The sequence below is a fragment of the Frischella sp. Ac48 genome (assembly GCF_019641635.1).
GTDB lineage: Bacteria > Pseudomonadota > Gammaproteobacteria > Enterobacterales > Orbaceae > Frischella > Frischella japonica.
In genome coordinates this window covers 30105-43731 of sequence record NZ_JAETXP010000012.1, presented here as the reverse complement: position 1 = coordinate 43731, position 13627 = coordinate 30105, and the positions used below count along the sequence as shown (strand labels likewise).

The 13627-nt window shown below is 33.0% G+C and carries 14 protein-coding genes; 6 read left to right on the top strand and 8 right to left on the bottom strand.

Going from position 1 to position 13627, the window contains the following annotated elements; all coding sequences use genetic code 11:
• Positions 1-2 precede the first annotated feature (2 nt).
• Together JMI89_RS08850 and JMI89_RS08845 are read left to right on the top strand one after the other, a co-directional pair.
• Complete coding sequence (locus tag JMI89_RS08850) at positions 3-1154, top strand: beta-ketoacyl synthase N-terminal-like domain-containing protein (RefSeq protein WP_220679868.1); 1152 nt, start codon at positions 3-5, stop codon at positions 1152-1154.
• A complete protein-coding gene (locus JMI89_RS08845; RefSeq protein WP_187755363.1) occupies positions 1154-1849 on the top strand; it encodes a hypothetical protein in 696 nt (231 codons plus the stop codon). The genes JMI89_RS08850 and JMI89_RS08845 overlap by 1 nt, the downstream gene beginning before the upstream one ends.
• Before the next feature lie 6 nt (positions 1850-1855).
• Here the strand turns inward: JMI89_RS08845 and rnt are convergent, their stop codons facing one another.
• Complete coding sequence (gene rnt, locus JMI89_RS08840) at positions 1856-2488, bottom strand: ribonuclease T (RefSeq protein ID WP_187755362.1); 633 nt, start codon at positions 2486-2488, stop codon at positions 1856-1858.
• A 216-nt stretch (positions 2489-2704) separates the two neighbouring features.
• Here rnt and dinB point away from each other — a divergent pair, with 216 nt between their 5' ends.
• The gene (gene dinB, locus JMI89_RS08835; RefSeq protein WP_220679867.1) at positions 2705-3760 is read left to right on the top strand and encodes a DNA polymerase IV; all 1056 of its coding nucleotides are present in this window, start codon (positions 2705-2707) and stop codon (positions 3758-3760) included.
• A gap of 55 nt (positions 3761-3815) precedes the next feature.
• Here the strand turns inward: dinB and JMI89_RS08830 are convergent, their stop codons facing one another.
• The gene (locus JMI89_RS08830; RefSeq protein ID WP_187755360.1) at positions 3816-4913 is read right to left on the bottom strand and encodes an SIMPL domain-containing protein; all 1098 of its coding nucleotides are present in this window, start codon (positions 4911-4913) and stop codon (positions 3816-3818) included.
• A gap of 436 nt (positions 4914-5349) precedes the next feature.
• Between JMI89_RS08830 and JMI89_RS08825 the strand changes: the two genes are divergently transcribed.
• Positions 5350-7092, top strand: coding sequence for a carbohydrate porin (locus JMI89_RS08825; protein WP_187755359.1), 1743 nt, complete (start codon positions 5350-5352; stop codon positions 7090-7092).
• Positions 7093-7370: 278 nt separating this feature from the next.
• Here the strand turns inward: JMI89_RS08825 and pyrE are convergent, their stop codons facing one another.
• From pyrE to JMI89_RS08810, 3 genes are all read right to left on the bottom strand, one after another.
• On the bottom strand, positions 7371-8015 hold the full coding sequence (pyrE, locus tag JMI89_RS08820) for an orotate phosphoribosyltransferase (RefSeq protein WP_187755358.1): 645 nt from the start codon (positions 8013-8015) through the stop codon (positions 7371-7373).
• An 81-nt stretch (positions 8016-8096) separates the two neighbouring features.
• A complete protein-coding gene (gene rph / locus JMI89_RS08815) occupies positions 8097-8819 on the bottom strand; it encodes a ribonuclease PH (RefSeq protein WP_187755357.1) in 723 nt (240 codons plus the stop codon).
• 248 nt (positions 8820-9067) lie between these two features.
• A complete protein-coding gene (locus JMI89_RS08810) occupies positions 9068-9400 on the bottom strand; it encodes a YegP family protein (RefSeq protein ID WP_187755356.1) in 333 nt (110 codons plus the stop codon).
• A gap of 235 nt (positions 9401-9635) precedes the next feature.
• Between JMI89_RS08810 and JMI89_RS08805 the strand changes: the two genes are divergently transcribed.
• The gene (locus JMI89_RS08805) at positions 9636-10502 is read left to right on the top strand and encodes a YicC/YloC family endoribonuclease (RefSeq protein ID WP_187755355.1); all 867 of its coding nucleotides are present in this window, start codon (positions 9636-9638) and stop codon (positions 10500-10502) included.
• Positions 10503-10796: 294 nt separating this feature from the next.
• Here the strand turns inward: JMI89_RS08805 and JMI89_RS08800 are convergent, their stop codons facing one another.
• Positions 10797-11366, bottom strand: a complete 570-nt coding sequence (locus JMI89_RS08800) for a YggT family protein (protein ID WP_187755354.1) — start codon at positions 11364-11366, stop codon at positions 10797-10799.
• Positions 11367-11400: 34 nt separating this feature from the next.
• Complete coding sequence (locus JMI89_RS08795) at positions 11401-12111, bottom strand: YggS family pyridoxal phosphate-dependent enzyme (RefSeq protein ID WP_187755353.1); 711 nt, start codon at positions 12109-12111, stop codon at positions 11401-11403.
• Between the two features lie 22 nt (positions 12112-12133).
• On the opposite strand from JMI89_RS08795, the gene JMI89_RS08790 reads away from it, so the two are divergent.
• Positions 12134-13081 carry a type IV pilus twitching motility protein PilT gene (locus tag JMI89_RS08790; RefSeq protein ID WP_187755352.1) on the top strand — a complete coding sequence of 316 codons (948 nt, stop codon included), beginning with the start codon at positions 12134-12136 and terminating at the stop codon, positions 13079-13081.
• A gap of 41 nt (positions 13082-13122) precedes the next feature.
• Here the strand turns inward: JMI89_RS08790 and JMI89_RS08785 are convergent, their stop codons facing one another.
• Entirely contained in the window at positions 13123-13539 is a 417-nt protein-coding gene (locus JMI89_RS08785) for a hypothetical protein (RefSeq protein ID WP_187755351.1), read from the bottom strand.
• Positions 13540-13627: the final 88 nt, after the last annotated feature.

Here is a 13627-nt window from a genome sequence, read left to right as displayed (position 1 = left end):
GAATGAAAAAAATTTATATTAATGGATTTTCAGCTATCTGTGCGCAGGGTGATGGTTGCCAAACGATTGTCGCTAATATGATGTCTCGGCCCAAAAGCCCACAATTACGAAGTTTACATTTTGATAATGAAATAAAGCAAATTTATTACTTTCCTGCTTTTGATAAAAACAGATTAACATTGAGGGAAATAGTAGATAAAATCGCAAAACAAATTTTAGTCACTTTGCATGCGTGTCACTGGTGCGAATCGCAATTAGATGAAATCCCGATATTTCTAGCCTCTACCTCATTCTCATTGTCATCACATGAAATTCGTTTTTTCAATATTGAGCAAGAAAGATTAGCCCAGGCCTGTCATGACCAACCTTTCTCATTGAGTGAAATAACTGAACAACTTAAATTAAAATGGCCAGCATTATCGGTTATTAATATTGCGACATCCTGTACGTCCGGTTCAAATGCATTATTGTATGCTCAACGTTATATTCGTCAGGGACTTATTAAACGAGCACTGGTTGTAGGCTTTGAAGCTTTTAATTCCGTTACATTGGAAGGTTTTTATTCATTAGGGCTTTTAACGGCCAAATTTAATTCACCCTTTTCGTCTAACAGCGATGGGTTAATATTAGGCGAAGGCGTTGGTTGTATTGCAATCAGTGATCGACCAAATCCCGATCATTACAATCACTTTATTTTACATGACGGTAAGAATGAATGTGATATTGGTAATATTACGACAACCGATTCCAAAGTAGTAGCAAAATTAATCAATGATACCTTGACTCAAACGGGAATTAATCCATTCGAAATTGTTGCAATTAAACCCCATGCTACCGGAAGTCCTGTTAATGATAATGTTGAACAACAGAGTATAGCCGCCACATTTATTAGTGAGCCACCGTTATTATTTTTTAAATCCTATTTGGGACACACATTAGGTGCCTCAGGTGTATTAGAAACCATCATGCTATTACTAATATTCCAATCCCAGCGTATGCCAATTTTGCCGCATTACCAAGACAATGAAGGGGATGTTGAAGATAAATTTAGCGGCAAAAAAGTATTGACCGCATTACCTTCTGGATATTATTTATTAAATTGCTTAGGATTTGGCGGTAATAATACCTCATTAATTTTGGAGATAACTAATTAATGGAAAAACTGTATCTACATCAACAATCTCAATATTTGACAACGGCAAACATAGATGAAAAAGGACTCAAACTTGAGCTTAAACAAAGATTTCAGATATTAAGTCGTCGAACAACTCGTTTAACATTGCTCGCGTTATTAGGTGCATTACCAATGCATAAAATACAAAAAAACTGCGGTGTCTATATTACTTCGAGTTTTAGTTCACCGAGTAATATGTATGATCTACAGTTGGATATATTTCAACATAAAATACCAAGACCTTTCCAATTTATTAATAGTATTAATAATGCTGTTTCATTTTATATTGCCCAAGCTTTAAATTTAAAAGGTCCTAATTTATTTGTTGCAACGCAATCCAATAATTGGTCACAAATTTTTCTCCCTGCTTTGATCGACTTAGCTCAAGGTAAAGTACAACAAGCGTTAGTTGGTTGGTGTTATGAATCACCCACCTATATTGATTCATACCATCAAGAAGGTAGCCATTGGTTATTATTATCCAGACAATGTGAACAGGCAATTGCTGAAATTTCTATTCATCAAGGTCAATGTAATGCATCAGAAATCCAAAAGCCGAACTATTATTATCAGAATGTTTCGGAAATACTTGATGCTATTCAACAAAGATCAAATAAACAATGGAAGATTAATTTAATGTTTAACAAGTATCTCAAGCTTCGCTTACTTAATTAATCAAATTCAGTTAGTTAATGGCCAACCACCAAGTTGTTTAAATCGATTAATCATCTCACAGAACAATACAGCGGTTTTTTCGGTATCATATAAGGCTGAATGTGCTTCTTTTTGATCGAATGGAATTTTAGCCACTTCACAGGCTTTTGCTAGCACAGTTTGACCATAAACTAACCCGGCTAAAGATGCTGTATCAAATGTTGCAAAGGGATGAAAAGGGTTACGTTTTATTTTACAGCGTTCAGCAGCTGCCATCATGAAACCATGATCAAAGTGGGCATTATGCGCCACAATGACAGCACGTGTGCAATCATGGGCTTTAATCCCTGTTCGTACTAATTTGAAGATTTCATCGATAGCAATTTTTTCATCAACAGCACCTCGTAATGGATTGTTAGGATCGATGCCATTAAAGGCGAGGGCTGAAGGTTCGAGTATTGCGCCTTCAAAAGGATTGACATGGAAATGACATTTTTCATCAATGTTAAGCCATCCATCTTGGTTCATGTTTAATGTGATTGCGGCAATTTCTAAAATGGCATTGTTTTTGTTATCAAATCCAGAGGTTTCAATATCAATAACAACGGGATAAAACCCACGAAAACGATTACAAAGCTTATTATTTATGATATCTGACACGATAATTTACTATAATGATTAACTTATTGATGAATATATGGTGATTATTATGCCAGTTTTCATTGCTAACGAATAGGAAAATTACATAATCTTTCAATGTAAGATTATAATTTGCTATAGTATATTATCCATTTTTACTGTATATTAAATCAGTTGTTAATCATTTTTTGTTTTTAACCATTTCACTTTATTTAATAAAATTTATTTTGAATCATAATGAAGAAGATAATTCATATTGATATGGATTGTTTTTATGCTGCTGTTGAGATGCGTGATAATCCTCGTTATCGTAATATGCCAATAGCGGTAGGAGGAGATCCCAAAAAGCGTGGCGTTGTGGCCACGGCAAATTATCTTGCGCGTCAATATGGTATTCATAGTGCTATGTCTATGGCTCAAGCTATAAAGTTATGCCCACATTTAATTGTGATCCCTGGACGGTTCAATGTTTATAAAGAAGTCTCAGGACAAATTCATCAAATTTTTAAACGTTATACAAATCTTATTGAATTTGTATCGTTAGATGAAGCTTATTTAGATGTTACTGATTGTTTATTATTTCATGGTTCTGCGACATTGATAGCACAAGATATTCGACAGAAAATCGCAAAGGAGCTTAACTTAACGGCTTCTGCTGGAATTGCTCCACTAAAGTTTTTAGCTAAAATAGCCTCAGATATAAATAAACCTAACGGGCAATATGTTATTGTTCCAGATAAAGTGACACAATTTATTACCGATTTACCATTAAAGAAAATTCCAGGGGTAGGCAAAGTAACTGAAAAACGTTTGTCTGAATTAGGTTTGATTTACTGTCGTGATGTGATTGATTATGATTTATCAAAACTACTTAATCAATTTGGTAAATTTGGCAGAATATTGTATGAACGTTGCAATGGGATTGACGACCGAGAAATAAATAATGATCGGCAACGTAAATCGGTAGGTGTGGAACGAACAATTGCTCATGATCTGTATTCATGGGAAGCGTGTTTAACAATTTTTGATTCGCTTTACAGTGAGCTTGAAACTCGTTTAGGTAAAGTCCGTGCTGATTTTTCAATTGCTAGGCAAGGAGTGAAATTTAAATTTCATGATTTCCAAATAACAACGCAAGAACATATTTATCCAAAATTAAATAAACAAGATTTGATCAATCAAGCATATCAAATTTGGCACGAGCGACGCAAAGATCGTGGGGTGCGATTAATTGGTTTTCATGTAACATTAATCGACCCCCAAGTAGATAAACAATTAGTCTTACAGTTATAGCGCTATAATATCCCCTAGATATTTGGTTTAAGGGGATAACAATCATAGCAAAGAATTATTTTGAATTAATTGAGCGAGTGATTTCAAAAGAACCATCCAATATAATTTCCATTTCAAATTCTTCAGGTGTTTGGATTTCGACCATTTCACCTCTTTTTGATTCCGAAGCATATTGCTTATATGCTCCAGCATATAATTTAGGTCTATTGCTAAAACTGTTATTTTGTTGATAATAATTTAAACTGATTGCATCACCAAGCTTGTATTGTTTACCGATTAAACGTCCTACTTTATTTGCTAATTTGTTATAGAGTGTTTGTTCATGTTGTTGTAAAATTTGCTCTATTGCTTCATCTGATACATCATAGTTTAAGTCGTCATTAACAATGATATTCATTTCTTGCGCTTTGGTCATTATCTTACTAATTAAATCAAAATTCCTAACTTTAATTTTTAACGTATTTTTTACATTGTATGTTTTAACTATTGTGGTCTTAGGTGAAATTTCTTGATTACCATAGGCGGTAATTGTCATGGAATTATTACCTAATTTTTTGAGTTCGTCGGTAATAATTTGATATTGTTGTTGTATCAATTGTTTTGCTTGTTCTTGTGAATTGGCTAATTGCTCCAGTTCAAATACATAGTAGGCTTGATTACTTTCTTGAGAAATATCATGAATATTATGTTTATCTAATAACTCAATAGTGTTAAAAAATTGCGCTTGATCGATATTTAAATGTATAAGATAAGTAGAACGATACTGTTTAGACTGACTGTCAATAGGTTGGTTTATTTCATTTTCATAATTACGATAACTGACGGTTGTTAAATCTTTCTCGTTCACGCCGCTATCAACTAAAAATTGATTAAAAATTTTCATTTTCTCGGCATTTTGGCTGGCAGCATCACGATAATTATTTGCTTCAGTAGTATAAGTGACAGTAAATTCAGCAATATCTGGTTTAAATTTAACTTTATCAATAACCTTCGTGGTAATATTGCCTACAGCTATCATTTCTTTACCATATTTAGCTTGCTGCCACTCTATGTTAGACGAAAGTAAATAATTTTCATTAAGTTGGTTTTGAGCATATACTGCTCCTGCAATACTAAAATTGATTAACATCAACAGCAATAATTTTCGTTTCATCTTAATTCCTATAATTTTAAAATGTAAGCTAAAATATAATATAACTAACTAATTTGTAAAGATTTTTTATTGATTTTTTAATATGATACTGTGTTGTTTTTAGGTTCAAATTTAAGAAATTTTTGTAAATATTACATTCGAGTATAATCGCTTAAATTTTATTATATTTATTAATATAACGGTTTTAGCAATGAAATATGCAAAATAATGGCTAAAGATTAAAACAATTACTAAGAAAGTGATAAGAGTCACAATATTGGTATTTAATGTTTGAAACCTATCTTTTATTCGTTATATTAACCTAGTAATCAATACTGGATTGTTACCGAAGTTTTACGGGCAAAACCTAGAGAATAGATGTTTTCATCTATTCTCTAGGTTTTTTTTTGCTTTTAATTTTGACATTTTATAGTTATCAACCTAGAGTAGAGGAAAAATGAAATATTCATCGTTAAACCGAGAACAGAATAAGGGTTATCAACTTAATTTAAAACATAAACGAATTGCCTTGATAACAATGTTGGGACTGTTATATTTACCTTGTAGCTGGGGGGCGACGCAACAGGAGTTAGAAGCAAGAATTTCATTACTAGAGCAGAAGTTATTAGAACTCACCCAAGAATCAATTGATTTGAAAAAACAAGTTATAGAATCTAACAAACAATTAGCACAGCTCAATACCAATTTACAGCAACAACGTATTGTTAATACTCAGCAAGTTACTGCGAAAACCACTCAATCAACTAATAAAAATCAGACAAAATCGACGACACAACAAGTGGCTAAACAAACGCATCCAATATTGGAAACCAAAGCGATGGATAATAATCAAATCGTTTTAGTTAATGATCCACTAGAAGATGGTGCAACAGATACTTCAGGTGTTAAAAATGTATTCACATTGACCGAACTTAAAGATTATATTAAGGATGAAATCGGCTTTTCGTTTAATGGTTATTTTCGCGGTGGTTGGTCAACATCAGCCAACGGTAGACCGAAAAATTATGCTGAAGGCGCTTTAGGTCGTTTTGGTAATGAGTACGGCGGTTGGTATGATTTTATCTTTAAACAAAAAGTTTATGATAATAATGGTCGTCGTGTTGATGCTATTGTAATGGTCGATGGTAATGTAGCTACAGATAGAGCAGCCGGATTATTTAATACTCAAGATGATAACCTTATGCAATTCTCAGATATTTATCTCTCTACCATCGGATTTGTGCCTGGGTTTCCCGAAGCTAAACTTTGGGTAGGTAAACACTCATTGTTTTACAACGAAATACAGATGCTCGACTGGAAAACGCAAAAAGCGCCAGCAGGTGGAGGAATTGGAATCGAAAACCTTGATATTGGCGTCGGTAAAGTTGATTTAGCGGTTGTTAGAGCTGATGTAAATGTTAAATTGAAAAAACCACCACTTGCACCTGATGCTAAAAATGAAACGGAAGTTGATCTTAACGAATTTGAAGTCCGTTATTATGATATTCCACTATGGAAAGATGCTACACTTGGGGCAAATATTCGATTCTCAGCGCCGAATAAATCTAAACTTCAAGATGATATTACGGTTAAAAATGCTTGGTTGGCCAGTTTAATTCTCACCCAAAATGAGTTTTTTGGTGGTTTTAATCAATTCACTTTGCAAACAGCAACCAATTCAGTCGCTGCTCAATTTGCTAATATTAATACCAATAATCCTGAATTTGCTTCAAATTCTAATAATGATTATTTGGGTAAACATACCGGAGGTAAAGCTTATCGTTTAGTCTCACAGGGGGAAGCATATCTAGCTGATAAGGTTATTATGGCTCATGCATTAGCGTTAACCACTGGCCAAGATGTCTACTCTTATGATTTGAAAATGGCTAACGCTGATTTTAACAGTATAAAATCAGCTGTTCGTCCAGCCTATATTTGGGATAACTATAATCAATCAGGTGTTGAGCTAGGATATTTTAACCAAAAAAATAAAGTTCATGGTAAGTCCTATCAGGAAGAAGGTTACAAAGCTACACTATTCCATTCATTTAAAGTGGAAGAAAGTATTTTATCTTCCAGACCTGATATCCGTTTTTATGCTTCTTATATCAGATCAATTCATAATGATATGAGTAAATTTGATTTCAATGGTAAAAATCATCAATTTAGTTTTGGCGTACAAACTGAAGTTTGGTTCTAATTTGAGTTGATCATAACCTATAAAAAGCAACTAATTATGGGCCATAGATGAAGCGACATGTATGGCCTAAATTTAAAGTATTTACTGAGTTAATATAGGAAAAATAGTTCTTGAAATTAAATATTGATTAACCGAATGATTGTGCGAAAAAGCTTAAGAAGGTGATTAATGAGATACCGATTTAATAGCTAAGCTAAACCTCCCGATTTATGGGGAGGCTTGCGTATTATAATCATTTAAATAGTTAATTGATTTTTTCGAAATAGATTATCGCTATATTAATTTATACCATATTGTGCTTGATAGGCTTTTACTTGTGCTAATTCATTTGTTTTACCATCTTGTTCTAAATAATGAATTAAATCACTTAAGGTGATGATCGAAATGACATCACAATGATAGGTTTGTTTGATTTCTTGAATAGCTGACAGTTCACCTCGTCCTTTTTCTTGGCGATCTAAACTAATGAGTACACCGGCAAGTTTTGAATGATTATCTTCTAAAATATGCATGGATTCACGAATGGCAGTTCCAGCGGTGATAACATCATCAACTAACATAACGCGTTTATCTTTTATCGGACTTCCTACTAGATTACCTCCCTCACCATGGTCTTTTGCTTCTTTTCGGTTAAAGCAATAAGGTACTTCAATATTATGATGCTCAGATAACGCCACGACTGTTGAAGCAACAATTGGAATCCCTTTATAAGCTGGCCCAAAAATGACATCATAATCTAAATTTGCATCGATTAAGGCTTCAGCATAAAAGCGACCTAATAACGCGAGATCTTTACCAGTATTAAATAAACCCGCATTAAAAAAATAGGGACTCTTGCGTCCGGATTTTAAGGTAAACTCGCCAAATCGCAATACCTGTCGTTCTAATGCAAATTGAATAAATTGGCGTTTATAAGATTTCATTATATATTCTCCAGACTCGTATATTATGTAATATTATTCTAAGCAAAAATAAAGCGACTTATGTCGCTTATTCAAAAAAGTTTATGAAGTAATATTTAGTGCTATTTTTTGGTGTTTAATAATTGTTGAAATACCATCTTTAGCCAATGCTAACAGCGTTAATAATTCTTCATGGGAAAATGGTTCACCTTCAGCGGTTCCTTGAATCTCAATTATTTTACCATCATCGGTCATGATGACATTCATATCAGTTTCAGCGTTAGAGTCTTCAATATATTCAAGATCACATACTGCTTGCTCATTAACAATACCAACTGAAATAGCAGCAATAAAACCTTTAAAAGGATTGGTTTTTAATAGACCTTTTTTAACCATTTGGGTTAAAGCATCATATAGGGCAACACAGGCTCCGGAGATTGATGCAGTACGAGTTCCTCCATCGGCCTGAATAACATCACAGTCAACAGTGATAGTAAATTCCCCCAATTGACTAAGATCAACAGCAGCTCTTAGTGAACGAGCGATTAAACGTTGGATCTCCATGGTTCTTCCAGTTTGCTTACCTTTTGCCGCTTCGCGTTGGGTTCGGGTATTAGTCGCTCTTGGTAACATACCATACTCTGCAGTTATCCATCCTTGATTTTGACCTTTTAAAAATCGAGGAACCCCTTCTTCAATTGTTGCATTACAAAGTACTTTTGTATCACCAAATTCAATTAGTACAGAACCTTCAGCATGTTTAGTATAATGACGTGTAATTTTTATTGGGCGGATTTGTTCCGCTGTTCGGCCGGAAGGGCGCATGTATTTCTCCAGAAAATTGACAAATAGATTTAACACGAATTAGGAGGACGTTGCAAATCAGAATTTGTAACGTTTAGCCTAAGCTAAGTCAACATTATACAGCATTTAGCAAATAATGCACATAGCTATTTTGGAAAATAGATTGATTACAAAATGGAATTTTTCTTGTAGTTACAAACGTAAGCCTAAAGAAAATTAATTAGGTCCTTAATTAAAAGAGGACCTTTTCGTTAGCTATTAACGTCAATTTATGCTTTAGTACTAAGATCTTCAATATGTGCAGTTGGCGCATTTTTCTTGACTGAATCTATGCCATTATTGATTGCGGAATTGCTGTTATATTTCTCACTGGAACCAATAATCCGGCCATTTTTTGTCGATTTTAAATCAAAATGATAATCATGTTTATGATATGCCTTATCATCATTAGCATATTTTTTGACAGATTCAATGCCTGCCAAACAATTTGCTTTGGTTGAATAACCTTCACTTTGTAGAATAATCTGTCCGTTACGTGCCTTAAGACGAAAATAAAATTGATGATTTTTTTCACTTTTAAAGATCTCGAATTTACCACTCATTTTTCACCCCTTAATAAATAATTGATGGTCAGTTTAATATATAAATTATTAATTTTTAATAATTTATATATATCAGATTATCGTTAATATTGCTACATGGGATTATTAAAAATTATCATAATAACTTGGATTTATTAAATTAATGCAGTCAATTATGATAAATAGTATTAGTTGTAATTCATTTTTTAGAATATGCTATGATGGATAAATTTTTTATATAGTAGGATTATAATGTATGTTAAGAAGTATGACGGCTTATGCCAGAAAAGAAATAAATGCTCATTGGGGAACAGCTTGTTGGGAACTACGTTCGGTAAATCAACGTTATTTGGAAACTTATATACGATTACCTGAACAATTACGTTCATTAGAACCGATTATCCGTGAAAAATTAAGAAATCGTTTAACACGCGGTAAAGTTGAATGTAATTTACATTTTGAATTAGATCTAGCAAATCAGCATCAGCAATTAATATTAAATCGTGATTTAGCCAATCAATTAATTGAAGCGGCAAATTGGATCAAAGAACAAGCGCCAGCTGGCCAGATTAATGTAACTGATATATTACGTTGGCCAGGTGTTATGTCAGCTAAAGAACAAGATCTTGATACAATATCACAAGAAATTTTACAGTTGTTAGAAAAGGCAATTGATGATTTTATTCAAGTCCGTGAACGTGAAGGTAAAGCGTTAAAAGCATTAATTATTCAAAGATTAGAAGCTATCACCCTTGAAGTTTATAAAATTCGTCAATGGATGCCACAGATTTTACAATGGCAAAAGGATAAGCTTAAATCTAAATTGGAAGAAATCAATGTTGAACTTGATCCAAACCGGCTTGAGCAAGAACTGATTCTTATTGCGCAGCGTATTGATGTTGCTGAAGAATTGGATCGTTTATCTACTCATGTAAAGGAAACTTTTAATATTTTAAAGAAAAATGAAGCAATAGGGCGACGTCTGGATTTTATGATGCAGGAATTTAATCGTGAATCGAACACAATTGCTTCTAAATCTATCAATGCGGATGTTACCGCTTCAGCGATTGAATTAAAAGTACTTATCGAACAAATGCGCGAACAGATCCAGAATATTGAATAAATATTTTATCGCTTATTATAATTTAAGATATGAATTACCCATTGTTTATATAACATGGGTCTCATTTTACTACAAAGTTATGGTTTTTTAGATAGTAAAAGATAATATAACTTTTGACTTAATGAATACTAATACCTACCTTTTGTTAGTGAATTTTAAGAGATTGTATTATGTTAATATTCAACAGCGATTAACTATCCTATAATTTTACTTTTTAAATATACTTAGCCACAACGCAGTTTAGTTGATAAGTACAAAGAAAGATTAGCCCTTTATAAAAGGGCCTTCATAAGATTATAGTGATAGAATTTCCCACCATATGCCAAAAAAATTACTAAATAGGATATTGGCAAATGTTAAGCCAAACATAAAAATCATAAAAGAAATATCGATGTTTCCAATCGGTGGAATGATTCGTCTAATCGGTGAGACAACTGGTTCAGTAAGTTGATAAAGTACTATTTCTAATTGTGATTGACCATGACCTACCCAACTTAAAATAGCTCGAATTAACAGAAACCAGAACATTGAATAACCAAAACTATAAATAATCACTAACGGTGCAAAGATAAGACATTGCCAAGACTGAAAATCTATATATATATTCAACTTCCTATAGTAAAAAATAATCAATAACTTAATAACAGCTATAATATATAAGACAATAAATGATGCAGTATCAATTTTTCCAAGGGCTGGAAATATTTTTCTTAGTGGACTAATAACTGGCTGCGTGATTTTTACAACAATTTGGGCAAAAGGGTTGTAATAATTTACACCAGTATATTGCATCCAAGGTCGTAATAAAAATAAGTATACAGCACAAGTCGCAGCTGTATTAAACATAAAGAACAAAGGTGACATTAAAAAACTCCTTTATATTAATTTACAGATTATATCATATAATCGCAGACTTGTATTCTCTGGCACCAAAGATGGCGGTACCAATTCTTACCATTGTACTACCAGCAGTAATGGCAGCTTGCATATCATGTGTCATACCCATAGATAAAGTATCAATATTTTCATATCGATTTTGTAGTTGTATATATAAATCATACATTCGTTTAAATGTCACAATTTGTTGTTGTAAATCAGTTGTCTCGGCTGGAATAGCCATCAGTCCGCGTAGTTTTAAATTAGGCAGTTCCTGAATGATTTTAGCCAAATTGAACATTTCATCAGGTGCGATCCCTGATTTACTTACTTCATTACTAATATTAATTTGTATTAAGACATTCATTGCTGGTAAATGATTAGGTCGTTGTTCATTAAGCCGCTTAGCAATTTTATCTCGCTCAATGGTATGTACCCAAGAAAAATTTTCGGCTACTAATTTGCTTTTATTCGATTGTAACGGACCAATAAAATGCCATTCTAGATCAAGATTAGTATGATTTTTTTGAAAATATTCAATTTTTGCTATGCCTTCTTGAACATAGTTTTCGCCAAATAATCGCTGACCTGCTTCAATGGCTTCTTTTATGGCTGAAATAGGTTTAGTTTTACTTACAGCAATTAATTGAATTTGTTTAGGATCACGCTCGCATTGTTGTGCAATCGCGGTAATACGTTGCTTTATCTGATGTATATTTTCTTTAATCGTCATATTAACTTTTGTCAATTTAAGTATGGAATCAATATTAACTTTAAGTTTAACTCAAAATGCCTCGGATGTGCATCTTGCAAGTAATGAAAAAATAATAATCCGACAAAATGGTCAGTTAAGTCGATTGAATGCGCCACCATTAACACACCAACAACTTGAACATAAATTATTTTCTATTTTAGATGCTGCTCAATTACTAAACTTGCAGCAAAATAAACAGCTTGATTTTGCCTTACAGATTAATGAAAATTGCCGTTTTCGTGGCAATATATTCTATCAAAATCGAGGAATTTCAGCATCATTTCGCCATATTCGTGCCAATATCGCGACTTTTGAACAGATTAATGCACCAGAAATATTTAAGCAATTAATCCAAAGGCAGCAAGGACTTATTTTAATCAGTGGCGCTACCGGCAGCGGTAAATCAACTACATTGACTGCAATGATTAATCAGATAAATCAACAACAAGCGAAACATATCATTACGCTAGAAGATCCCATAGAATTTCTTTATCAAAATCAATTATCATTGATACAACAACGTCAGGTTGGATTACATTGTGCTAGTTATCGTGAAGGATTATTAGCCATGTTACGGCAAGATCCCGATATTATTGTGATTGGTGAATTACGCGATCGCGAAACGGTTAGTGCAGCTTTACAAGCCGCAGAGACAGGGCATATTGTTTTTGCAACTTTACATACTCATTCAGCCGTTGCTACTCTTAACCGAGTGATTGATCTATTTCCCGATACGTCAAAACAATATATTTGTTCACAATTGGCACATACAATGCAAGCTGTTATTTCACAGAAACTTGTTAGTGATGAAAAATTAGGACGCAAAGCAAAATTTGAAATTTTAGTAAATATTCCAGCGGTGAGTAATTTGATACGAGAAGGTAAAATTAAACAAATTATTTCTATTATGCAAACAGGAAAGGAATATGGTATGCAAAATTTTGATTAACTGCGTTAACACAGTTAATCAAAAAATTTACCATTACTGTTTTAGATAAACGTGATAATTAATGCTACGATACCAATAATAATAGCCGCAATACCTAGTTTTTCTTGCATTGGTAGAAGATTTTCCAGTAATTGACGACCTTTTTCTTCGGAAGCTGAATTACGAGATAAAACGTATTTATTTATTAAGCCAAACCCCATAATAAATCCTAAAAGGACTTCAACAAGGGAAACCGCCATACCCGCTAACCAATAAAACGGAGCAATGTGAAGATATTGAATACCTAAAATTCCGCCAATTGCACTCCAAATACCAATTACACAAACAATAACACCTAACCAACCTTGATAAGGGACTAATTTATCTAATATATCTTTGGCATTCGGTTTTTTAGATAAAACTATCGAAGGTGCAGCTGCAATACCTAAAATAATTAAAATAATACAAGTAACAAGCATGTTGAATTTCCTTAGATTAATTTACGCGAAATGGCATATAAATTATGCTATTTTTTTTACATAAATCAAGATGTTTATTGTAAAGCTA